Raw genomic sequence first — 23,064 nt, forward strand, 5'->3', positions numbered from 1 at the left:
GCTGGCTCAACCACTTCGGGGGTTGCGTTTGACAGCGCGGTTTGTGCATCGTTATCTCTAGCCAGATATCACGGCCGGAACGGCCATACGGCACCCCCAAGGAGAAAACCATGTCACACAATCTGCAGTTCTATATCGATGGCGCGTGGGTCGATCCTGTTGTGCCCAACACGCTCGATGTGATCGATCCCTCGAACGAGGATGCCTTCGCGCAGATCTCGCTCGGCTCCAAGGCCGATGTCGACAAGGCGGTCGCGGCCGCCAAGCGCGCCTTCAACTCGTTCGGCTGCACCTCGGTGGAAGAGCGCCTCGATGTCCTGAACCGTATTATCGAGGTCTACAAGAAGCGCTCCAAGGATCTGGCGCTGGCCGTGTCGCGCGAAATGGGCGCGCCGCGCCAGATGGCGCTCGACAGCCAGGTCGGCATTGGGCTGGCGCATCTGACCAAAATGGCGGAAGTGCTCCGGACTTTCCAGTTCCGCCACGTCAAGGGCAGCGCGCTGATCGTCAAGGAGCCGATCGGCGTCGTCGGCCTGATCACGCCGTGGAACTGGCCGCTGAACCAGATCACCTGCAAGGTCGGCCCGGCGCTCGCCGCCGGCTGCACCATGGTGCTGAAGCCGTCCGAGATCGCACCGCTCGATGCCATCATCTTCGCCGAGATCATCGACGAGGCCGGTGTGCCGAAGGGCGTGTTCAACCTCGTCAATGGCGACGGCCCGGGCGTCGGCCAGGCGCTGTCCAGCCATCCCGACATCGACATGATGTCGTTCACCGGTTCGACCCGCGCCGGCATATTGGTGGCCAAGGCCGCCGCCGACACGGTCAAGCGCGTGCATCAGGAACTGGGCGGCAAGTCGGCCAACATCCTGTTCCCGGATGTCGACCTCTCCACCGCCGTCTCCAAGGGCGTCGCAGGCTGCTTCAGCAACAGCGGCCAGTCCTGCAACGCGCCCACCCGCATGTTCGTGCCGCGCGAGCGTCACGACGAAGCGGCGGGCTATGCCAAGGCGGCAGCGGAAAAGTTCGTGGTCGGCCCGGCCGACGGCGCCAACACCAAGCTCGGCCCGGTCGTCAGCCAGATCCAGTTCGACAAGATCCAGGACCTGATTCAGGCCGGCATCGACGAGGGGGCGACGCTGGTCGCCGGCGGCCCCGGCCGTCCTGCCGAACTCAACCGCGGCTACTACATCAGGCCGACCGTGTTCGCCGACGTCACCCACGACATGCGCATCGCGCGCGAAGAAATCTTCGGGCCGGTGCTGGCGATCCTGCCCTATGACACGGTCGAACAGGCGGTCGAGCAGGCCAACGACACCGTCTACGGCCTTGCCTCCTACATCCAGGCCAAGGACATCCAGAAGGCCCGCGACGTGGCGGCACGCATGCGCTCCGGCAATGTCTACATCAACTATCCGACCTGGGACGCCGGCCTGCCCTTCGGCGGCTACAAGCAGTCGGGCAACGGCCGTGAATATGCCGAATACGGGCTAGAGGATTTCCTCGAGATCAAGGGCATCGCTGGGTATGAGGCGGCTGAGTAGGTTTTGACGCGGTTTCGGGCAGGTAGCAATGCCGACCGAAACGGCTCGTCTTTTTTGGCATCCAAGGCCGCCACACCGAATAATTGGCGTGGCGGCCTTGTCTTTATACTGCGCAAAATCATTAAGACCCCAATTCTTAGTCTCGCGCTACGCGATTAGTTGTGCTCTACATCGCCAAATGAGCCTGTATCTGCGCATCATCGTGGCGGCCGTTTGCTTTATCTGCACGCCTTTGACATCAAAGGCGGCTCAGGATGTTCGCCCAGAGCCGGAATGCGACATCCTGAAAGCGAGTGACGAGGAGGCCTTACGGACTGCATCCCTTCAAATGACGGAACAGTTCGTGGGTTCTGGAACGCGGCCCTATTTTATGCACCGCGAGTTCGTGTTCGCGCCGGGCATTCGCTACGAAAGGAGGCAGCCCTATGCGCGCTGGGCCTCGCGGCAGCTCCACTCGGTTGATGTTCATGATCTGGACAGAATACAAAAGAAATCGGATTGCCATCGTCGCCGAGAGGAGAGATTGGACGGCGTTGACGCTGTCGTCGTCTCCTACAAGAAAGTGTTGTTGAAGCCCCGGCTACAGTCATTCGGATGCACTATTTGGATCGAGTCTCAAAAATACAAGCCATTGAAGATGGTCTGTGACGGGACCGATTGGTACGGACCCTTTGAGTGGACAAGGCGGTGGTTCTATCGGACGGACGTCAAATACCGGTAGCATCTCCGAATTGACTGTTCGATGGCGCGCTTGCTTGCCCGCGGGAAGTGGCCGGTGGTAACCTGGTTGCCATCAGCGAAGGGATCGAGCTTTGGTTGCCTCCAGCCACCAACCATTTATGATGGTGTTGCGGAAATTCCTGGGTGTTTCCCGCACGAACCGCGGGTGAGCCGAAGCTGGAAAAGTTAGAGCTCAACGAGAGTCTCTACCAGGTCTTCGTCGACGATAATTTCCATTATCGTGATGAGAGTCATCGGTATTTGGACGGACAATTCGCAACCTACGAAGAGGCGGTGGAGCATTGCCGCGCCATAGTAGACGGCGAACTGGAAAATGCTTTCAAACCGGAAGCAACCGCCGAACAGCGGTTTGCGACATACAGTTTGTTTGGCCTGGATCCGTTCATCAAGACACCGCCCGGGCGACGGGTCGATCCGCCTTTTTCCGCTTGGGATTACGCAAAGGAGCGGTGCGGAATCCTGCCTCGCGACGCCATCATTCCAGAAGCCTGATTTTGGGGTGCTCCTTGCCAATTGGCAAATACATGCTATATCTCTGCCAATAGCAGAGGTGAGCAACATGCAGCTTCAGTCCATCATCACCACACCGGCCACGGTCGGGTCAGCCATTTCCGAGGAAGAGGCCGGCGCCCTGGCGCGCACCACGGTCAATCTGTTCAAGGCGTGGAACCTCACCGATCTGGAGGCCTGCATCCTGCTTGGCGGCATGTCGGCGCGTACCTGGGCACGCTGGAAAGAGGGCGGCATCGGCCGTATCGACCGCGACCTGCGCACCCGCATGGCGCATCTGATGGGCATCCACAAAGGCCTGCGCTATCTCTTCACCGAGCCGGCGCGCGGCTATGCCTGGATCCGCAAGCCGAATGCCACTTTCGGCGGCCAGTCGGCGCTCGACCTGATGCTGCGCGGCGAAATCTCCGACCTTGCCGCCATGCGCGAATGGCTCGATGCGGAGCGTGGTGCATGGTGAGTGGGCTTGGCGTCCGGCGCCGCGTCCACTGGCCCCAGACTTTTCGCATCATCCGCTCCATCCATCCGCCGATCGACCTGTTCGAGGACATTGCCGATCCGCGCGACTGGGAGGCGCTTGCCGCCGTCGAGGAGAAGACCAACCCGCGCATCCGGCTGGAGATCGGCGACCTCGGCAAGGTCACGGCGGCAAGGCGGGTTTCCGGCCCCGGCGCCAGCTTCGTCATGGCGCCTTTCGTGCATTGTTCGACGCTGCGGCCCGGCCGTTTTTCGGATGGCAGCTACGGCCTCTACTATGCCGGCGACAGCGAGGATGTGGCGCTGGCCGAGACCATCCACCATCACCAGAACTTCATGCGCGCCACCAGCGAGGATCCGGGCTGGACGGCTGACTTTCGCGTGCTGATCGGCAGCGTCGACCGCGATCTCGACGACGTCAACGCGGTGCCCGGCGTGCTCGACCCCGACGACTACACCGCCTCGCAGGCGGAGGGGCGGGCGCTGCGGGCGCAAGGCAGCGATGGGCTTATCTGGAACAGCGTGCGCATGCCCGAGGGCCAATGCATCGGCATCTTCTGGCCCGACGTCATCCCCGTTCCGGTGCAGGGCCGGCACTACGGCTACCACTGGGACGGCAAGCGCGTGGACTTCGTGCGCCAGCACGATACGGGCAAGGTGCTGGCGGTAACGTGATGGCCCGTGGGCTTTCCACAGACGCGGTCAAACGCCGGTCGTGAAACGCTGTTACGCGCCGGCGGGGATGGAGACCACAGCCGCCGCTCCGGAAGGCGAGTCCGCCTTCTCTCAGTAGTGATAGCGACATTGCGCGATGAAAAAGCTGTCTTCGCCTACACGGTAGACCAGACGATGCTCCTGCGTAATGCGCCGCGACCACCATCCCGAAAGTGGTCCGCGCAATGGTTCAGGCTTGCCTGTCCCGGTGAACGGCGTGCGGGTGCATTCCTTGATGAGCCCATTTATGCGTGCAAGCAGTTTGGTGTCGGTTGCCTGCCAGTGCAGATAGTCCTCCCATGCGCGCTCATGGAAGATCAGCCTCACTCGGGAAGCTCGTGCTCTGTCCCTTGGCCTTGGTCTAATCCCTGCGTCGCCTCAAGCAAGCGCTCGGCGTTACGCGGGCTGCGCAGGAGATGGCGGGTTTCCTCATAGGAGGCGAAATCCTCCACCGACATCAGCACTGCCGCCGGCTTGCCGCGGTCACGCGTGATGATCACCGGTTCATGATCAGCGTTCACGCTGTCTATCGTAGCGGCCAAGTTGCGCCGCAAGTCACTGTAGGAAGTGGTTCGCATGGGCCATCTTGTACGCGTTTACGTACAAGATGGCAAGGATTTTGAGATCGATCAATGGCCTAAGGCGATTGGCACCCTTCGACAGTCTGTTTGCCGCATTGATCCGTGCGATCGGAAACGCATTCTCCAATCGCCCTCAACAATGGCATGGATTTCCTGCCATATCGCCTCCACCCGATCTATATATCGGTTGAGATCGATGCGAGGTGAAGATGGACCACGACATCATATTGAAGGCACTGGCGCATCCGTTCCGACGCGATGTCCTGGCGTGGCTGAAGGAGCCTGAACAGCACTTCGCCGCGCAGGCGCATCCGCTCGAAATGGGTGTCTGCGCCAGCCAGTTCGATCATCGCGGCCTGGCGCAGTCCAGTGTTTCGGCACATCTGGCGACACTGGCGTCGGCCGACCTCGTGACGACGCGGCGGGTCGGCCAATGGGTGTTCTACAAGCGCAACGAAGAAACCATCGCCGCCTTCCAGGCCGCCTTGTCCGATCTCTGACGATCCTCCCCAAATCCCCCAATGCATGAAAGGCATTTCTCATGGCTACCCTCTTTGATCCCTTGCGGGCCGGTGATCTCGCGCTGGCGAACCGCATCGTCATGGCGCCGCTGACGCGCAATCGCTCGCCCAATGCGGTGCCCGGCGACCTCTCGGTGACCTACTACAGCCAGCGCGCCACGGCCGGTCTGATCGTGACCGAGGCTACCGCCATCAGCCATCAGGGCCAGGGCTACGCCAACGTGCCCGGCCTCTATGGCGCGGATCAGCTTGCCGGTTGGAAGCGTGTCACCGACGCCGTTCACAAGGGCGGCGGCAAGATCGTGGTCCAGCTCTGGCATGTCGGACGCATCTCGCACACGACGCTGCAGCCCGGCGGCGGCAAGCCGGTGGCGCCGTCGGCGATCAGGGCAAACTCCAAGACTTTCCTGGTCAAGCCGGATGGCAGCGGCGAGTTCGCCGAGACCTCCGAACCGCGTGCGCTCGATGCCTCCGAACTTCCCGGCATCGTCGATGATTTCCGCCGCGCCGCCAAGGCGGCGATCGAGGTAGCGGGTTTCGACGGCGTCGAGATCCATGGCGCCAATGGCTATCTCATCGACCAGTTCCTGCGCTCGGGCACCAACCATCGCACCGATGAGTATGGTGGCTCGATCGAGAACCGGACGCGCTTCCTGTTCGAGGTGGTCGACGCGGTCACGGGCGCCGTAGGCGCCGGCAGGACCGGGATCAGGCTGTCGCCGGTGACGCCCGCCAACGACACCTCGGATGCCGATCCGCAGCCGCTGTTCAACCATGTCGTGGCGGGTCTTGGCAGCCGCGGCCTCGCCTATATCCATATCGTCGAAGGCGCGACCGGCGGCGCGCGCGACTTCAGCCAGGGCGACAAGCCGTTCGACTACGAAGAACTCAAAGCCACCTATCGCCACGCCGGCGGCACTGGCGCCTGGCTGGTGAACAATGGCTACGACAAGGAACTGGCCGAAAAGGCTGTCGGGGACGGCTATGCCGACCTTGTCGCGTTCGGCAAGCTGTTCATCGCCAATCCCGACCTCGTCAGCCGGCTGAAGCGCAATGCCGGACTGAACGATCCGGACAAGGCGACGTTCTATGGCGGCGACGCCAAGGGCTATACGGATTATCCGACGGCGGCCTGAGCCGCCCATCCCGGACGATCAGCTCGTTCGCCTTGTCACAAGGCAGCCGGCTGCCCATGGGGAGCCGGTCGGCCATCCCGCCGATCCACGACCGGATTGAATAGTTGGCCGAGACAACGTACAGACGCGATGCAAGGCAACGCTATTTTTATATCGATATAACGTCTGCCTAGATAAGGCAGAGGTTGAAGAAAATGGCGCCAGCGAAAAAAGCCGTGGTCATGATCTATGCGGCCGGCAGCCTGCGCCATGTCTTGCCGTCACTGGTCTCGGCTTTCCAGGCGATTTCAGGTGTGACCGCCGAGACACGTCTCGGCCCGGCTGGCCTGCTGCGCGAGCGCATCGAAGGCGGCGAACGGCCCGACATTTTTCTGTCGGCGAGCTTTGCCCATCCGGCCCGCCTTGCCGAACTCAAGCTGGCGCGGCCGGCCGTGGTCTTTGCCCGCAACACCATGGCCGCCGCCGTCCGCCGCGACGCCTCGATCACCACCAAGAATCTTGTCGACAGGCTGCTCGATCCAGCGATAGGCATCGCCACCTCGACGCCGCTGAAAGATCCCTCCGGCGATTATGCCTGGGCGATCTTCCGGCGCATCGACCAGGCGCGGCCGGGCAGCTTCGCGCTGCTCGACGCTAAGGCGCAGAAGCTGGTCGGCGGCTCCGAAACGTCAAATAGTCCGGGCCGCTACGACCCGATCGCGGCAGCACTTGCCGCCGGCACCGCCCATGTCTTCCTCGGTTATCGTACAGGCCTGAAAGGTCTGGCGCAGGAGACCGAGGGCGTCGATATCGTGGAGATACCAGACGCCGTGAATGTCGTGCCGGAATATGGGCTGGCGACTCTGGAAGGGTGTTCGCCGGCGGGGCAGGCGCTGGCGCTGTTTATTCTGTCGTCGGTCGGGCAGGGGATCTTGCGCGATTTCGGGTTTTTGCCGGTGGCGCTGCCGCAGGGCTACTGATCTCCCCCCTCGAGGGGGAGATGTCGCCAAAGGCGACAGAGGGGGTCGGTTCGACCGGGCGCGACTTCTTCTTCGCCAACAAGAAGGTCGAGCCCGGTCGAACCGCCCCCCTCTGGCCTGCCGGCCATCTCCCCCTCGAGGGGGGAGATACGAAGCTTGCCGCATCCTGCCTCACGCTATATGCATGCGAACACATCGAACGCCTTGAGAGGTCCCCAATGAATCTGCGTCGCGGCTCTGTGCTGGCCCTTGCCCTGATCTCCTCGCTGCTGGCGCTCGCGCCGGCAATGGCGCGCACCGTCACCGACCAGCTCAATCGCACGGTAACCGTTCCAGACAAGGTCGAGCGCATCGTCGTGCTGCAGCACCAGACGCTCGACATACTGGTCGAGCTCGGCGCCGCCGACAAAATCGTCGGCGTGTTGCGCACCTGGCCAAAACTCATTCCGGGGCTCGACAAATACGCGCCGCAGCTCACCAGCCTGCCGATGCCCGGCGATCTGTCGACCGCCAATGTCGAGGAGGTGCTGAAGCTGAAGCCGGATGTCGTCTTCGTCACCAATTACGCGCCGCCGGCGATGATCGAGCAGCTGTCGCAGGCCGGGCTGCCGGTGGTGGCGATCTCGCTGTCGAAAGGCGAGGGCGTCGAGGCGCCGAAGCTCAACCCGACCTTCGGCGATGACGACGTTGCCTATGCGGAAGGCCTGAAGATCGGCGTGCGATTGATCGGCGACATCGTCGGCAAGCGCGAGCGGGCCGACAAGCTGCTCGACTATGCCTTTGCCCAGCGCAAGCAGGTGCAGGAGCGCGTCGCCTCTATTCCCGATGCCGAGCGGGTGAAGCTCTATATGGCCAATCCCGACATGAACACTTACGGCTCGGGCAAATACACCGGTGTCATCATGAAGCGCTCCGGCGGCGTCAATGTCGCTTCCGGCGTGCGCGGCGCCACCAAAGTGTCGATGGAAGATGTGCTGGCCTGGAACCCGCAGGTGATCTTCGTGCAGGACCGCTATGCGCCGGTCGCCGACGAGATCAGCAAGGGTGCGGCGTGGCAGCATGTCGACGCGGTCGAGAACAAGCGTCTCTACATCACGCCGGAATATGTGAAGCCGTGGGGTTATCCGCTGCCGGAGGCGCTGGCGCTGGGCGAATTGTGGATGGCCAAGAAGCTCTACCCCGAGCGCTTCGCCGATATCGACATGCAGAAGCAGGCCGATGCTTATTACACGCAGTTTTATGGGCAGAAGTATAGCGGGCCGAATTGAGTTGCCGCATTGCCTCTGAGGCCAATCATGAGCGTCGCGCTGCCTCTCATTGCCCTGCCGGGCGTTCGTTGTTCGAAAAGCCAAGCAATTGGCTTTTCGTCCGCTGCGCGGACCTCGCCTCACCCCCGTAAACGGGGAGAAGAAGCTGTGTCCGCGCCGCCGCCTTTTTAACAACATTTGCGATTGGCGAAATCGCCGGCGGGAGCGTCTTCTCCCGTCACTATACGGGGAGAAATGCCCGGCAGGGCAATGAGGGGCAGCGCTGGCGTGCCGAAAAGTTTTCGTGCCGTGTATCCCGAGAGGCCATAGCCGTGTCGGCGCGCGAATCCGCATCACCAAGACCCATCCGCAGCCTGGCGACCATCCTGCTCATCGCACTGCCGATAATCCTGTTCCTGCTGTCCTTCCTGCTCGGCCGCTACCCCGTCGAACCCATCACCGTCATCAAGGTGATCGCCGCGCAATTCCTGCCGATCGCGCAGGACTGGCCGCCGGTGGTCGGCTCGGTAGTGCTCGATGTCCGGCTGCCGCGGGTACTGGCCGCCATGGTTGTCGGCGGCGGGCTGGCGATTGCCGGTGCCTGCTATCAGGGCGTGTTCCGCAACCCGCTGGTGTCGCCGTTCACGCTTGGCGTTTCGGCCGGCGCCGGCTTTGGCGCGGCGGTGGCGATCCTTTTGTTCGGCGAGCGCTATGCGACGCAGGCCTGCGCCTTCGCCTTTGGGCTGCTGGCGGTGGCGATGTGCTTTGCCATGAATCGCTTCTTCCGGCTGAACTCGACCATTGCGCTGGTGCTGGGCGGTATCATCGTCGGCGCGCTGTTCACGGCACTTTTGTCGCTGCTCAAATATGTTGCCGATCCCAATTCCAAACTGCCGGTCATCGAGTTCTGGCTGCTCGGCTCGCTGTCGTCGGTCTCGACGGCAGACCTCGTGCCGGCGCTGGTCGTCACCATTCCTTGCGTCGCCGGGCTGCTCGCCTTGCGCTGGCGGCTCAACGTGCTGGCGATGGGCGACGAGCAGGCCCGCATCATGGGCGTCGAGGTCGCGCGGTTGCGACTGGTGATGATCCTGCTGTCGACGCTAATCGCGGCTTCGGCCGTGTCGATCAGCGGCATTATCGGCTGGGTCGGGCTGGTCATTCCGCATGTCGCCCGCATCCTGGTCGGGCCGGATTTCCGCCGCCTGCTGCCGGCGACACTGTCGCTCGGCGCCTGCTATCTGCTGATCATCGACGACATCGCCCGCACGGTGACGGCGGCCGAAGTGCCGCTCGGCATCCTCACCGCGCTGATCGGCGCGCCGGTGTTCATGCTGCTGCTCGGGCGCGGCAGGCTGGGTTGGGCATGATGGGTTCGTCATGATTTTGGCTGCCGACAATCTCGGTTTTTCCTATCCCGGCCGCGCTACGCCGGTGTTTTCCGGCATCGGCCTCGATATCGCGGCCGGCGAGGTGGTCTGCGTGCTCGGCCCGAACGGCGTCGGCAAGTCGACGCTGCTGCGCTGTCTTGCCGGGTTGTCGGCGCCAAGCACAGGCTCAGTGCAACTGGAAGGCCAGCCGATCGCGTCGCTGTCGCGCGCGGCGATCGCGCGGCTGCTGGCGCTGGTGCCGCAGAGCTATGAGACGGTCTTCGCCTTCTCGGTGCGCACCGTGGTCGAGATGGGACGAGCGCCGCATCTTGGCCTGTTCGACGCGCCAGGCGACGAGGCGGCGCGGATGACGCGCAATGCGCTGACGACGCTCGGCATTCCCCATCTCATCGATGCCGCCTACAGCGAGATCAGTGGCGGCGAACGCCAGCTGGTGCAGATCGCGCGCGTGCTGGTGCAGGCGCCGAAGCTGATGATTTTGGATGAGCCGACCGCGCATCTCGACTTCGCCAACCAGGCCCGCTTCCTGGCGCTGATGCGGCGGCTCGCCGCCGGCGGCCTTGCCGTCATCTTCACCACGCACGCGCCGGACCATGCCCATGCGCTGGCCGACCGCACGCTGGTTATGTCGCCGGCGCATCCGCCGGTGCTTGGGCCGACGGAAGAGATCCTCACCGAAGCAGCCTTGTCCCGCGCCTATGGCGTGCCGATCCGGCTGATCCGCGCCGGCGGCCACGTCGCTTGCGTGGCGAAGGTGGGGCCTGGCTGAACGGATTTCTTTGCAACGGTGACTTGCGGCGATCAAGAATTTGCCTGATCAAGTCGGTAGAGGGCCAACAACCGGCAATTGTGCTTCAAAAGCTGCTGACATGATGCTTCCCAGATTTCGGCGATCGATTGTAAAGGCACGGCAGCCTGTCGCCGGTCTCGCCATCCTGCTGGCGCTCGGCGCTCCCGCCATGGCGACGGACAGCCGCATGGATGTCTGCGCCAACGACAAGCTTACCCCGCCCAACCGGATCGTCGCCTGCACCAATGTGATTGAGGACAAGGCGATCTCGGCAAGCGATCGGGAAATTGCCTATTTCGATCGCGGCAACGCGTTGGACGCGGCCGGCGAATATGATCGCGCCCTGTCGGACTACGACAAGGCGATCGAACTCGATCCCAAGGACGCTGATGCCCTCAACAATCGTGGCCTGACCTGGAGCCACAAGAAGGACTATGACCGGGCGCTCGCCGACTACAGCAGGGCGATAGAGCTCAATCCGCAATTTTCCCTTGCCTATGCCAACCGGGGCCTGATCTGGCACGGCCAAAAGCGCGACGAAGACCGCGCGATCGCCGATTTCAAAAAGGCGATCAGTCTCGAACCGCAAACCAGCGATGTCCATAATCTCCTTGGCAATGCGTATCTGCGCAAGGGCGACTATGACAGCGCCATTACCAGCTACAGCCAGGCGGTGTTTCTCGATCCCGAGAATCCCGATCAGTATTTCAACCTCGGGCTGGCCTGGACCTCCAAGGGCAATCCGGAACGCGCCATAGCGGACTACAGCCAGGCGATCAGACTCGACGCGAAGCATGTCGATGCGTATCGCTGGCGCGCCGACGCTTGGGTCAAGCGGGGCGACACTGATCAGGCCCTGTCGGACTATTCCGAGGCGATCAGGCTCGACCCCAGGGACACCGAGACCTTCCGCAACCGCGCCAAGGTCTGGGAGCGTAAACGGGACTACGACCGTGCCATCGCCGATTACGATCAGGCGATCGCCGTCGCTCCGAACGACGCGGTGGCTTACAACAGCCGCGGCTTGATGTGGGCGCTGAAACATGATGCCGACCGCGCCATCGTTGACTATGTCAAGGCGACCGCCCTCGATCCCAACTATGTGCTGGCTTATGACAATCTCGGTGTGGCGTGGTGGGATAAGGGCGACCTTGATCGCGCTATATCAACCTTCGACCAGGCTGTGACCATCGATCCGAAATACGCGCAGGCCTACAATGACAGGGGGCTCGTACGGATGGACAGGAACCAGTACGACCTTGCCATCGCCGATTACAATATGGCGATCCTGACCGACGCCGGATTTGTCAGCGCCTACCGGAACCGGGGCAATGCCTGGAACCGGAGGGCCCAGTTCGACTATGCAATAGCCGACTTCGACCAGGCGATCAGTCGCGACCCGGAGGATGCCGGCGCCTATGTCGGCCGGGGCCGCAGCTGGATCTACAAGGCGGACTATACCAAGGCCATCGCCGATCTGGATCAGGCGATCCGCATCGGACCCGAAAGCGCCCGTGCCTACGACACGCGCGGCCTGGCGATGGTCTACAACGCCGACTATGCCGGCGCCCTGGCCGATTATGATGAAGCGATCCGCCTGAGCCCAAAAAATGCGAACGCCTACCGGGACCGGGGCATTGTCAGCTTTTATTTCGGCCTGCCCGCCAAGGCGCAGGCCGACTTCGAGCAGGCGGCCGCGATCAAGCCCGGGGATTCCTACCATGCGATCTGGCTCGAGCTTGCGCGGCGCCGCAACGGGCAGCCCAGCATCCTTGCGGACGCCAAGCTCGACATGACCAAATGGCCGGCGGCGGTGGTTCGTCTGCTGCTCGGCCAGCAGACGCCGGAGGCCACGCTGCTGGCCGCCGACAATCCGGACGCAACGAAGAAAAGCGAGCAGGTCTGCGAGGCGAATTTCTACATCGCCGAGTTCCAGCGGCTGCAGCACCACGACGACGAGGCCTTGCGGCTCTACCGGTTGGCCCTGAGCGGCTGTCCTCGGGATTTCATTGAGTATACTGCCGTAACCAACGCGCTGCGCGTCATGGGCAAGGCGCCGTGAAGCTCCATTGGCGCTCAGGTCTGGCCGCCGCGGCAGTGGTGTTCGCGCTCGGCACGGCGGCGACGGCCGCCGAAAAGGACCATGCCGACTGTGTCAATGAAGGGGTGGAGGCCGCCCGAAAGATTGCTGCTTGCACCGCTATCATCAAGGACAAAGCGGAAGCCGAGGACAACCGCGCCTCGGCCTATATCTACCGTGGCAATGCGCTTGCCGCGCAGGGCGATTACGACAGGGCGATCGCCGACTACGATCAGGTGATTGTCCTGCATCCGGATCTTGTCACCGCCTATCAAAATCGTGGCCTCACCTATGTGCACAAGGGTGACTACGACAGTGCGACAACAAGCTTCGACCAGGCGATCTTCCTTGATCCGGACAACGCCGAACTCTACTACAACCGTGGTGTCGTCTGGTCCTACAGGGGCAATGACGACCGGGCGCTCGCCGACTACGACATGACGATCAAGCTCAATCCCAGGGATGCCAGGGCCTTTCACAACCGTGGCCTGATCTGGTCGCACAAGGGCAATGACGACAAGGCGATCGCCGACTACAGCCAGGCGATAGACCTCAATCCGAAAGACGCCAGTCCATATAACAAGCGGGGCGATGTCTGGGACCGCAAGGGTGACAATGATCGTGCGATGGCCGACTACGATAAGGTGGTCAGCCTCGATCCGAAAAACGCGCATGCTTACTATCGTCGGGGCCTGATCTGGTGGCGCAAGGGTGATGATATCAGGGCCATCGCCGACTACAGCCAGGTAATCGAGCTCGCTCCGACAGATCCCAGCATTCGCTACAACAGAGGTCTGGCGTGGTCGCGCAAGGGCGAAGGCGATCGCGCGATCGCCGATTTCGACCAGGCGATCAGTCTCGATCCCAAGATGGCGGCGGCCTACTACGACCGGGGCACCGAATGGCTTAAAAAGGGCGACAGGGACCGCGCCACCGCCGACTACAGCGAGGTCATCACGCTCGAACCGACAAACGCGATGGCGCTGAACGATCGGGGTTTCGTCCTAAACGAGTTGGGCGAATATGAGCGTGCGCTTGCCGACCTGAACCGCGCGATCGGTCTCGATCCGAAACAGGCAAGAATCTACAGCAACCGGGCGATTGCCTGGGCGGCAAGAGGCGATTTCGCTCCAGCCGTGGCTGATTACAACCAGGCGATCGCTCTCGACCCGAACTTTCCCAACGCTTATGCGGGCAGGGGTTTCGTGAGCTTCTATTCCGGTATGTTGGCCAAGGCGCAGCCCGATTTTGCCAAGGCCGCCGCGCTTGCGCCCGACAATGCCTATTTTGCGATCTGGCTCGACATCATCGACCGGCGCGATGGCCGCCCCAGTCCTTTGCGGGAAGCAGTTGCCAAGCTCGACATGTCGAAATGGCCGGCGCCGGTGGTCAAGATGTTGCTAGGACAAAAGACATTCGCCGAGGCACTTGCCGATGCCGGCACCGGAGACCCGGCGCAAACAAGTGGGCAAGTGTGTGAAGCCAACTTCTACACCGCCGAGCTCGACCGGCTGCAGGTCCGCAACGATGAAGCAGTGCGGCTTTACCGCCTCGCCGCCAAGACCTGCCCCAAGGGGTATGTCGAATATCGTGGCGCTGTTGCCGGCCTGCGGTCGCTGGGCATGCTGCCTTGATCCGCTTGTGGGGGCTGACCGGCCCAAGGTGTGCTGGTTGCGCTCCTGCGCCCGTCGAGGACAGCGAAGATTGAAGGCAATGACAGACAGTCTTGTCGGCGAGTGGAAAGTCCGCCGCACCATGATCGATTTCCTGACCGGCGCGACCTACCGCTTCGCCGGCGATGCCGTGGTCACGGCTGATGCCTTTAGCGAGCATGGCATCATGCGGATCGGCTCCCGCGAAATGCCGGCAAGCCGGCGCTACCGACTCGAGCCGGCCGAGGGTTCGATGCGCATCCTGCATGCCGATGGCCGCGACTTCATCGAGTTGGAGCCGAAGGCGGTGCAGACTGTCCGCCATCTCTGCGGCGCCGATGTCTATGTCGGGCGCTTCTTCTTTCGCGGGCCGGACGAATGGGCTGAGGCGTGGCGGGTCAAGGGCCTGCGCAAGAATTATGCGAGCCTTGGGTGGTTTTGCCGCCAGTAAGAGCTGCGGATCGCGAAAATCCTGAGATCACCTGGAAGTGGTTGGAAGCAATGCTCGGCCTTGGCTAAAAAGCTCAAGGCGGCAGCGACAGGTCGAAGCACCTGGCCGAAATCGAATGAGGGGTCTCGATGATCAAGGGCGAGTTGATCGCGCTGGTCCGCAAATGGAGCTGGCTTATCACACTGGTGATCGTTGTTGTCGGGATGGTATTCGCGCGGTTTTTGCAGACTGACCCGAACTATACCGATTGCATCGGCCAAAAGGTCGACACAGCCCGGCAAGTCGCTGCCTGTACGCAAGTCATCGAATACGCCGCCGCCGGCAGGCGCAGCGTCGCCTACGTCATGCGCGGCAATGTCTGGGAATCAAAGAGAAACTACGGCCATGCCATTGCCGACTATGACCAGGCGATCAAGCTCGATCCAAAAAACGGCAAGGCGTTCTACAACCGAGGCATGGCATGGCAGCACAAGGGCGACAATGATCGCGCCATGGCCGACTACGACCAGGCGGTCAGCCTCGATCCCAAGAATGTCGATGCCTACAACAATCGAGGCCTGGTGTGGGTTGCCAGGGGTGACAATGATCGCGCCATCGCCGAGTACGACCAGGCGCTCGGCCTCGATCCCAAACATGCGATTTCCTATTTCAACCGGGGTATCGCATGGGCGAACAAGAACGACTATGACCATGCCATTGCCGACTACGATCAGGCGATCAGCCTCGACCCGAAATTCGCCGAGGCCTATAACAATCGAGGTCTGATCTGGGCCACCAGGGGCAATGACGATCGCGCCATCCCCGACTATACCCAGGCGATCAGCCTCGATCCCAAGCAGGCCGCCTTTTATTCCAACCGAGGCATGACATGGGCCCGCAAGGGCGACGATGACGCCGCCATTGCCGACTACGACAAGGCTGTGGGTGTCGATCCCAAATCTTCATTCTCTTACTTCAACCGAGGCTTGGCATGGGCCCGCAAGGGCGACAATGACCGCGCGATGACCGACTACGACCAGGCGATCAACCTCGATCCCAAGATCATCGATGCTTATAACAATCGCGGTCTGCTGTGGGCTGCCAAGGGCGATTACGACCGCGCCATATCAGACTACAGCCAGGCGCTCAGCCTCGACCCGAAACATGCCATCTCTTATTCCAATCGAGGCATCGCATGGGTGAGGAAGGGCGACAATGACCGTGCCATTGCCGACTTCGACCAGGCGATCAGCCTCGATCCGAAAAATACGCTCTCTTATTTCAACCGAGGCATGGCATGGGCCCACAAAGGCGACAATGACCGCGCGATCGCGGACTACAGCCAGGCACTCAGCCTCGATCCGAAAAGCGCCAATGCCAACAACAACCGAGGCCTGCTGTGGGTTGCCAAGGGTGACTATGACCGCGGCATATCAGACTACAGCCAGGCGCTCAGCCTGGACCCGAAACATGCCATCTTTTATTTCAACCGTGGCGTCGCATGGGGAAAGAAGGGCGACAACGACCATGCCATTGCCGACTTGGACAAGGCGATCGGCCTCGATCCGAAAAAAGCCGATGCCTACAATATTCGAGGCCTGCTGTGGGTTGCCAAGGGTAACTATGAGCGCGGCATCGCCGACTACAGCCAGGCGCTCAGCCTCGACCCGAAACATGCCGTCTCCTATTACTACCGAGGCATCGCGTTGGGAAAAAAGGGCGACAACGATCGCGCGATGGCAGACTACAGCCAGGCGATCAGCCTCGATCCGAAAATAACCGATGCCTACAACAATCGAGGCCTGCTGTTTGTTGCCAAGGGCGACTACGACCGCGGCATATCAGACTACAATCAGGCGCTTAGCCTGGACCCGAAACATGCCCTCTCTTATTACAACCGAGGCCTCGCATGGGACCGGAAAGGCGACAATGATCGAGCGATCGCAGACTACAACGAAGCAATCAGCCTCGATCCAGAAAACGCCAAATTTGCCGCAGCATACGCCGGTCGAGGGATGGCATGGGCTAACAAGGGCGACAATGCGCGAGCACTAGCCGACTTCGACAAAGGGATTTCCCTCGATCCGAAAAACGCCGACGCCTATTTTGACCGGGGGATTGTCTCGTTCTATTCCGGCGCGCTGGCCAAGGCGCGGGCCGATTTCGAACAGGCGGCCACGCTCAAGCCCGACTTTGCCTATTCCGCGATCTGGCTGGATTTGGCCAACCGGCGCAGTGGCATGGGGAGCCACTTGCAGGGCTGGATCGGCAAGGTCGATATGACGAAATGGCCGGCACCGGTGGTTCGGATGTTGCTTGGCGAGCAGACACCGGCCGATACACTCAAGGCCGCCGACGATCCGGATGCGACCACGAAAACCGGGCAGGTCTGCGAGGCCAATTTCTATACCGCCGAACTCAGCCGGTTGCAGGGCCAAAACGATGAAGCGTTGCAGCTTTACCGGGCCGCCATCAGCGGTTGCCCCAAAGACTTCGACGAATACCAAGCGGCCAAGGCCGCACTGCGCGAACTGGGCGTATCGCTATAATCAAGGCATTGGAGATGACGTATACCAATTTTTGGTATATGCTGGCGTCATTGATCAATGGATGATCCCGTGCCCCGAAATACCTCTGTTTCCCTTGGCGACCATTTTGCCGGTTTCATCGATACGCAGGTTCAGACGGGCCGTTATGGTTCGGCAAGTGATGTCGTGCGTGCCGGTCTGCGGTTGCTCGAAGAACACGAAGCCAAAGTCGCCGCCTTGCAGAACGCCCTCATTGCCGGCGAAGAATCCGGCACGCCTGTCGCCTTCGACAGCGCTTCATTCCTAAGCAGGATGAAGGCCAAGCATGCCAGGTAAGAGCCGCCAATATCGGCTCTCACCCCTTGCGGAAGCTGATCTGGAAGATATCTGGCTCTATGCGTTCAAATACTGGTCGCTTGAACAAGCGGAAGCCTCCCCAACGTCGTCATCCCTGGGCGGAGCAGCCGCGTAGCGGCGTCGCGGAGACCCTGGGATCCATTCCGTGACCTTGGTCATAGGGTGCAGCGGAGCAGAATTCTGGATCGTTGCAGTGCATCCGAGTCCCGGCATGGATCCTGGGGTCTGCGCTGCGTCGCTTCGCTCCTTGCTACGCCCAGGATGACGACGTGAGAAAGGATTCGGCCAATCTCGGAGTCGCACGATTTGCAAACGAACGGTCAAAGTTTCTGCGTCGAGGAACCACCTCGCTTCTTCGGTGCGCCAGCCGACCCGCTTGCCCAAGGTGGCATTAGCCTTGAAGCCGCACGCCCTCAATGCCTGAGAATCTTGCTCAGAAACGCCCGGCTGCGGTCGGTCCTGGGGTGCGAGAAGAACTCGTCGGGCGTGCCGCTTTCGACGATGGCGCCGGCGTCCATGAACACCACGCGCTGGGCGACCTTGCGGGCAAAGCCCATCTCATGCGTCACCACCATCATGGTCATGCCTTCCTCGGCGACGGCCACCATGACGTCTAGCACTTCGGAAATCATCTCGGGGTCGAGGGCGGAGGTCGGCTCATCGAACAGCATGATTTTCGGCCGCATGCCGAGGCAGCGCGCGATCGCCACGCGCTGCTGCTGGCCGCCGGAGAGCTGCGCGGGATAGGCATTGACCTTGTCGGCGAGCCCGACCTTGGCCAGCAGTTCGCGGCCGGCCTTTTCGGCCTCGCCGCGCGGGATCTTGCGGACATGGATGGGGGCCAGCGTGACGTTTTCGAGCGCGGTCTTGTGCGGGTAGAGGTTGAAGGACTGGAAGACGAAGCCGATCTCGGTGCGCAGCTGCGTCATGTTGGTGGCGGGGTCACCGAGGCGCTGGCCGTCGACGATGAGATCGCCGTCCTTGATCGTCTCTAGGCCGTTGATGCAGCGGATCAGCGTGCTCTTGCCGGAGCCGCTCGGGCCGCAGACGACGACCACTTCGCGCGGTTCGACGCTGAGCGTAATGTCTTTCAACACGTTGAGCGCGCCGAACCATTTGTTGACGCCGCGAAAGTCGATCATGCCTGTTTTGGCTGGGCCAGTTTTGGCTGGGGCGGTTTTGGTCTGGGTTGGCTTTGTCATGTTGGCCGCACCTCTAGGGTTCGATGTCACAGCTGCACCTCGCCATGGGCCGCACCCATGCGGCGTTCGAGCCGGCGGGCGAGCATGATCAAGGGATAGCAGACGATGAAATAGCCGACGCCGACCAGGAAGAAGACCAGCAGGCCGTTGGGCACACGTTGCACCACCAGCCAGCCGACGCGGGTGAGGTCAGTCAGGCCGATCGCCGAGACGACCGAGGAATCCTTGATCAGCAGCACATATTGCCCGACCAGCGGCGACAGCACGATGCGCATCGCCTGCGGCAGCACCACCTGGCGCATGCGCTGCCAGCGCGACAGGCCTGACGCCAGCGCTGCCTCGACCTGGCCTGTGGGTACCGAGCGGATGCCGGCGGCGACGATCTCGCAGATGAAGCAAGCGGCGAGGTTGGTGAGCGCGATGATGCCGGCGGTGAAGGCGTCGAGCTCGATGCCGAATTCCGGCAGGATGAAGAAGATCAGGAAGATCTGCACCAGGAACGGCGTGCCGCGGATCAGGTCGACCCAGGCGCCGATGACGCTCGAGATCAGCCGGTTGCCGCCGGTGCGCAAGATGCCGAGGCCGAAGCCGAGCAAGGTGCCCAGCACCAGGCTGATCAGCGACAGCACCACCGTCATGCCGAGGCCGCGCAGGGCGAGGGGATAGGAGCCGGCGAGGCTGAGGAACTGTTGCCAGATCATGTCCGCGCCCCCGCTGTGCCAAGCCAGCGCCCGGAAAGCCCCGCCAGTCCCTTCAAGCAGTAGTAGAGCAGCAGATAGAAGGCGGCGATGGTGAGAAAGCCTTCCGCCGGCATGAAGCGGTCGGAGGCGAGCAACTGGCCGGCGCGTGTCAGCTCGGCGACCGAGATCAGCGACAGCAGAGCGGAATCCTTGACCAGCACGATCGCCTGGCCGAGCAGCGGCGGGATCGTCACCTTGAAGGCTTGCGGCAGCACGACCAGGCGCATGCGCTGGACATAGGTCATGCCGGAGGCGACGCTGGCCTCGACCTGGCCGCGCGGGATCGACAGGATGCCGGCGCGGATGATCTCGGCGATGTAGGCGCCGCTGTTCAGCGACAAAGCCAGGATGCCGACGACCAGCTCGGGCAGGACGAAGCCGAGCCGGGGCAGGCCGAAATAGAGGAAATAGAGCTGCGCCAGCAAGGGTGTGGCGCGCACGGCGTCGATATAGGCCTTGGCCGGGGCGCGAAACAGCCAGCCGCGCTGCAAATTCATGGCGCACAGTACGATGCCGACGACGAGCGCGCCGACAAAGGACAGCGCCGACAGCCAGACGGTCGTGACCAGGCCCTGCCCGAACAGCGGCAGATATTCGACGATGGTGCGGAAACTGAAATTTTCGAGCATGGGTGCGCGGCGGTGAATTGTGAGAGCGGTGAGTGGCAAGTAGTGAGTAGTGAGTAGTGAGTAGTGAGTAGTGAGTAGGCAGTAGGCAGTAGGCAGTAGGCAGTAGGCAGTAGGCAGTAGGGAAGCGTGTCGGAATGGCCATTCACCATTCGCAATTCCCTACTTCCTACTCACTACTTCCTACTCACTACCTGCGTCTCCTCAGTGGTCTTTCTTCCAGGCGTCGGAATTGACCCAGTAGTCGAGGTTCTTCTGCAGGCGGCCGTCGATCGAGACCTGGTTGAGGAACAGGTTCATCCAGACCAGCAGGTCCGGCTCGTCATAGCGGGTGGCGAAGGCAAGCGGCTCCTTCGACAGGAGGTCCGGCATGATGGTGAAGCTGCCGGTGGGATAGGCTGTCGACTGGCCCTTGACCGCCGAGACGTCGTTGACGCCGCAATCGGCCTGGCCGTTGTTGACGGCGTCGAGCAGCAGCGGGCCGCCGCCCTTGTAGCTCTTGATGTCGGCATCGGGGAAGGCAACCTTGGCTTCCTTCTCGCCGGTGGCGCCGAGCAGCACGGCGATCTTGGTGCCCTTGGCCTTGCAGTCCTCGGTGGTCTTGAACTTGCTGTCGGCCTTGGTGAAGACGGTGCTGCCCGTATACATGTAAGGCGTGGTGAAGGCGACCTTCATGCCGCGTGCCAGCGTCGGCGTCATGTCGGCGACCAGAAGATCGGCCTTGCCCGACAAGAGCGCCGGGATCAGGCCGTCCCAGTCGAAGTCGAGGAATTTGATTTTCACACCCATTTCCTTGGCCATCAGTTCGGCGAGTTCAACCGAACTGCCGGTGCGTTCGCCATTGGCGCCGACCAGCGAGAAGGGCGGTCCCTGCGTCTGTACCGCGACGCGCAGTTCGCCGCGCTTGGTGATCTCGTCGAGCGTTCCGGCGCTGGCTGCCGTGGCGAGCCCGGCAAGGGCAAGTCCGGCGATGAAAAGTCTGGCAATCTTCATTTTGGTATTCCTCCCTGTTGTTGTTTGCCCGCGGATTCCCTTGGGCTCTTTTTTGAGCGGCGGCGCCGTTTGCCGGCGGCAGCCACCGTTCGAAAATTCTCAGTCCCAGGCCACCGTTTCCGTGACCTTGATGCCGCGTTTGGCTAGCGCATCGAAAAAGGGGCCGTCGGGCACATGCAGCAGCGGGTTCAAAAGGCCCGGTGTGGTGATCTCGCGTCGTGCCAGCATCTGCGCCACGATGCTGGCGGGATAGCCGACACCGAGGCTCATGCCGAACAGGCCCGAGGCAAGGTCGCGCTCGATGATCAGATCCGATGTCACCGTCTTGGCGCGGCCGCCTTCGAGGCCGGAAAAGACATTGCGCATCACGCACAGGTCCTTCTCGCCGGGGCCATATTGCAGTTGCGGGCCGAGCAGCCGACCGAGGAATTCGCGCGGGCTGTTGGAGGTGCCGGGCAGCTTGTCCTCGGACAGGAAACCAAGCTCCTTCAGCGGCGCCCAGAACGCCGACCATCCGGGCCAGCGCAGCGTGTAGCGGCCGGAGCGCTGCAGCCCTTTCGCCGCGGGAAGCATCTCGACATAGTGCAGCGCATCACCATTGGGGAAGGCTTCCAGCCGGCCAAGGCCGGCGACCTCGATCTCATGGATGAAATGACTGTCGTGCTGGCGGGCGGCCGGCACGGCGACGCGCTTGCCGTCCTCGATCATCACGCTGTCGCGGTTCTGGCTGACCAGGACCATGTCGAAGTTCCAGCTCACCTTGTAGCAAAGCGGCTTCGCCATTGCCTTCGGTTCGGGAATGCCGCCGCAATAGGAATCGATCGCGGTGATGGTATCGAACTGCTTCGCGGCGCGGGCGTAGAGCACGAGGTCGATGCCGGGGTCGAGCCCGCATTCGGTCATGATCGAAACGCCAGCCTGTTCGGCTTCCGGCGCCAGGTCGGCGATGGCCTTGCCGTAATTGGTGGTGACCAGCGGCGTGCGGGTTGCGATCGCGGCTTGAACCGCCTCGCGCATCAGCGGCTGCGGCAACAGATCGATGACGGCGTCGGCATCGGCCAGCACGCTGGCCAGAGCCGGACCGATCGCGCCTTCAGGCACGACGAAGCGCACCCGGGCAAGGTCGGTCAGATCAGCCAATCGGGCCGCACCATCCGGTGCGGTATCGACGCAGATGACCTCCTCGACACCGCTGGCGACGAGATCGGCGATGGCGGCCCGGCCTTGCAGGCCGAGCCCGCCGAGAACCGCAATCTTCATGCCGGCTCCTTGCGGTCGTCAGACCAGCAGCCCTCGGGAAGGCTGACCCATTTGTTGCACGACGCCATGACGACGAAGGTTTCGCTGCGCACGACTTCGCCCGGCTCACCTGCGCCCGGGATCAGCTCGCTGGTGACGCGGTAGAGATCGGCGACGTCACCGGCCACGGTCACGTCGACGATGATGTCGAAGCGCCCGGTGACCACCGAAGCCGAGTTGACGAAAGGCAGTTCGGAAATGCGCTGCGCCAGTTCGCGGGCCCGGCCGCGCCCCTGGGCATTGATGCCGACAATGGCCGAGATCAGTTCGGGCCGCTCGGTCAGGTTCAGCAGCCCGACGATCTTGAGCAGGTTGCGATCGAGCAGATTGCGCAGCCGCGAGCGCACCGTCGGCACCGAAATCGCCAATGTCTCGGCGAGCCGGTTGATGCCCGGCTGGGCGTCCTGCGACAGCTGTTTGACCAGCCGCCGATCGGTCAGATCGAGATGTTCCCGCAAAAGCCTTGTCTTTCATAAAGAGAAAAAATATCGGCAATCTTTTTGCCTATATGAAAACAAGCTATGTCATGGCTTTCTAGAAAGCAAGGCG

At 62.2% G+C, this 23,064-nt stretch carries 24 protein-coding genes; 16 read left to right on the top strand and 8 right to left on the bottom strand.

Annotation, left to right across the window (positions count from 1 at the left end; all coding sequences use genetic code 11):
• Positions 1-110: 110 nt before the first annotated feature.
• The 5 genes from AC0V7N_RS16285 to AC0V7N_RS16305 all read left to right on the top strand — a co-directional run bounded on the left by AC0V7N_RS16285 (position 111) and on the right by AC0V7N_RS16305 (position 3,947).
• Positions 111-1,544 carry an aldehyde dehydrogenase family protein gene (locus AC0V7N_RS16285; RefSeq protein ID WP_475459221.1) on the top strand — a complete coding sequence of 478 codons (1,434 nt, stop codon included), beginning with the start codon at positions 111-113 and terminating at the stop codon, positions 1,542-1,544.
• A 178-nt stretch (positions 1,545-1,722) separates the two neighbouring features.
• Positions 1,723-2,265, top strand: coding sequence for a hypothetical protein (locus tag AC0V7N_RS16290; protein ID WP_475459223.1), 543 nt, complete (start codon positions 1,723-1,725; stop codon positions 2,263-2,265).
• A gap of 143 nt (positions 2,266-2,408) precedes the next feature.
• Positions 2,409-2,777, top strand: a complete 369-nt coding sequence (locus AC0V7N_RS16295) for a hypothetical protein (RefSeq protein WP_475459225.1) — start codon at positions 2,409-2,411, stop codon at positions 2,775-2,777.
• Between the two features lie 67 nt (positions 2,778-2,844).
• Positions 2,845-3,255 (top strand): antitoxin Xre/MbcA/ParS toxin-binding domain-containing protein, encoded by a 411-nt coding sequence (locus AC0V7N_RS16300; protein WP_475459228.1) that lies wholly within the window; start codon positions 2,845-2,847, stop codon positions 3,253-3,255.
• Positions 3,249-3,947 (top strand): RES family NAD+ phosphorylase, encoded by a 699-nt coding sequence (locus AC0V7N_RS16305; protein ID WP_475459231.1) that lies wholly within the window; start codon positions 3,249-3,251, stop codon positions 3,945-3,947. Before AC0V7N_RS16300 ends, AC0V7N_RS16305 begins: the two co-directional genes overlap by 7 nt.
• Before the next feature lie 111 nt (positions 3,948-4,058).
• Here the strand turns inward: AC0V7N_RS16305 and AC0V7N_RS16310 are convergent, their stop codons facing one another.
• Together AC0V7N_RS16310 and AC0V7N_RS16315 are read right to left on the bottom strand one after the other, a co-directional pair.
• A complete protein-coding gene (locus AC0V7N_RS16310) occupies positions 4,059-4,313 on the bottom strand; it encodes a Txe/YoeB family addiction module toxin (protein ID WP_475459233.1) in 255 nt (84 codons plus the stop codon).
• Positions 4,310-4,507 (bottom strand): type II toxin-antitoxin system Phd/YefM family antitoxin, encoded by a 198-nt coding sequence (locus AC0V7N_RS16315; protein WP_475459235.1) that lies wholly within the window; start codon positions 4,505-4,507, stop codon positions 4,310-4,312. The genes AC0V7N_RS16310 and AC0V7N_RS16315 overlap by 4 nt, the downstream gene beginning before the upstream one ends.
• 269 nt (positions 4,508-4,776) lie before the next feature.
• Here AC0V7N_RS16315 and AC0V7N_RS16320 point away from each other — a divergent pair, with 269 nt between their 5' ends.
• From AC0V7N_RS16320 to AC0V7N_RS16370, 11 genes are all read left to right on the top strand, one after another.
• Positions 4,777-5,067: an ArsR/SmtB family transcription factor gene (locus AC0V7N_RS16320; RefSeq protein WP_013894257.1), complete on the top strand. Its 291-nt coding sequence runs from the start codon at positions 4,777-4,779 to the stop codon at positions 5,065-5,067.
• Between the two features lie 41 nt (positions 5,068-5,108).
• Complete coding sequence (locus tag AC0V7N_RS16325; RefSeq protein WP_475459238.1) at positions 5,109-6,224, top strand: alkene reductase; 1,116 nt, start codon at positions 5,109-5,111, stop codon at positions 6,222-6,224.
• A gap of 194 nt (positions 6,225-6,418) precedes the next feature.
• Positions 6,419-7,183 carry a substrate-binding domain-containing protein gene (locus AC0V7N_RS16330; RefSeq protein WP_475459240.1) on the top strand — a complete coding sequence of 255 codons (765 nt, stop codon included), beginning with the start codon at positions 6,419-6,421 and terminating at the stop codon, positions 7,181-7,183.
• A gap of 218 nt (positions 7,184-7,401) precedes the next feature.
• Positions 7,402-8,451 (top strand): ABC transporter substrate-binding protein, encoded by a 1,050-nt coding sequence (locus tag AC0V7N_RS16335; protein ID WP_475459242.1) that lies wholly within the window; start codon positions 7,402-7,404, stop codon positions 8,449-8,451.
• Between the two features lie 311 nt (positions 8,452-8,762).
• Positions 8,763-9,797, top strand: coding sequence for a FecCD family ABC transporter permease (locus AC0V7N_RS16340; protein WP_475459245.1), 1,035 nt, complete (start codon positions 8,763-8,765; stop codon positions 9,795-9,797).
• A gap of 10 nt (positions 9,798-9,807) precedes the next feature.
• Positions 9,808-10,587 (top strand): ABC transporter ATP-binding protein, encoded by a 780-nt coding sequence (locus AC0V7N_RS16345; protein WP_475459247.1) that lies wholly within the window; start codon positions 9,808-9,810, stop codon positions 10,585-10,587.
• A 100-nt stretch (positions 10,588-10,687) separates the two neighbouring features.
• The gene (locus AC0V7N_RS16350) at positions 10,688-12,670 is read left to right on the top strand and encodes a tetratricopeptide repeat protein (RefSeq protein ID WP_496627960.1); all 1,983 of its coding nucleotides are present in this window, start codon (positions 10,688-10,690) and stop codon (positions 12,668-12,670) included.
• Positions 12,667-14,322 carry a tetratricopeptide repeat protein gene (locus AC0V7N_RS16355; protein WP_475459252.1) on the top strand — a complete coding sequence of 552 codons (1,656 nt, stop codon included), beginning with the start codon at positions 12,667-12,669 and terminating at the stop codon, positions 14,320-14,322. Before AC0V7N_RS16350 ends, AC0V7N_RS16355 begins: the two co-directional genes overlap by 4 nt.
• Before the next feature lie 79 nt (positions 14,323-14,401).
• Positions 14,402-14,791 (top strand): DUF6314 family protein, encoded by a 390-nt coding sequence (locus AC0V7N_RS16360; RefSeq protein WP_496627961.1) that lies wholly within the window; start codon positions 14,402-14,404, stop codon positions 14,789-14,791.
• 128 nt (positions 14,792-14,919) lie between these two features.
• Positions 14,920-17,319: a tetratricopeptide repeat protein gene (locus AC0V7N_RS16365; RefSeq protein WP_496627962.1), complete on the top strand. Its 2,400-nt coding sequence runs from the start codon at positions 14,920-14,922 to the stop codon at positions 17,317-17,319.
• 69 nt (positions 17,320-17,388) lie between these two features.
• A complete protein-coding gene (locus AC0V7N_RS16370; RefSeq protein ID WP_172226183.1) occupies positions 17,389-17,634 on the top strand; it encodes a type II toxin-antitoxin system ParD family antitoxin in 246 nt (81 codons plus the stop codon).
• Positions 17,635-18,068: 434 nt separating this feature from the next.
• Here the strand turns inward: AC0V7N_RS16370 and AC0V7N_RS16375 are convergent, their stop codons facing one another.
• From AC0V7N_RS16375 to AC0V7N_RS16400, 6 genes are all read right to left on the bottom strand, one after another.
• Entirely contained in the window at positions 18,069-18,797 is a 729-nt protein-coding gene (locus AC0V7N_RS16375; RefSeq protein ID WP_475459258.1) for an amino acid ABC transporter ATP-binding protein, read from the bottom strand.
• A gap of 86 nt (positions 18,798-18,883) precedes the next feature.
• A complete protein-coding gene (locus AC0V7N_RS16380; protein WP_496627963.1) occupies positions 18,884-19,558 on the bottom strand; it encodes an ABC transporter permease subunit in 675 nt (224 codons plus the stop codon).
• Positions 19,555-20,226, bottom strand: coding sequence for an amino acid ABC transporter permease (locus AC0V7N_RS16385; RefSeq protein ID WP_475459262.1), 672 nt, complete (start codon positions 20,224-20,226; stop codon positions 19,555-19,557). The genes AC0V7N_RS16380 and AC0V7N_RS16385 overlap by 4 nt, the downstream gene beginning before the upstream one ends.
• Positions 20,227-20,427: 201 nt before the next feature.
• A complete protein-coding gene (locus AC0V7N_RS16390) occupies positions 20,428-21,216 on the bottom strand; it encodes an ABC transporter substrate-binding protein (RefSeq protein ID WP_475459264.1) in 789 nt (262 codons plus the stop codon).
• 99 nt (positions 21,217-21,315) lie between these two features.
• Complete coding sequence (locus AC0V7N_RS16395) at positions 21,316-22,476, bottom strand: saccharopine dehydrogenase family protein (protein WP_475459266.1); 1,161 nt, start codon at positions 22,474-22,476, stop codon at positions 21,316-21,318.
• Positions 22,473-22,973, bottom strand: a complete 501-nt coding sequence (locus AC0V7N_RS16400; protein ID WP_258582368.1) for an Lrp/AsnC family transcriptional regulator — start codon at positions 22,971-22,973, stop codon at positions 22,473-22,475. Before AC0V7N_RS16400 ends, AC0V7N_RS16395 begins: the two co-directional genes overlap by 4 nt.
• Positions 22,974-23,064 lie beyond the last annotated feature (91 nt).

It is taken from the genome of Mesorhizobium kamtschaticum (assembly GCF_056174585.1).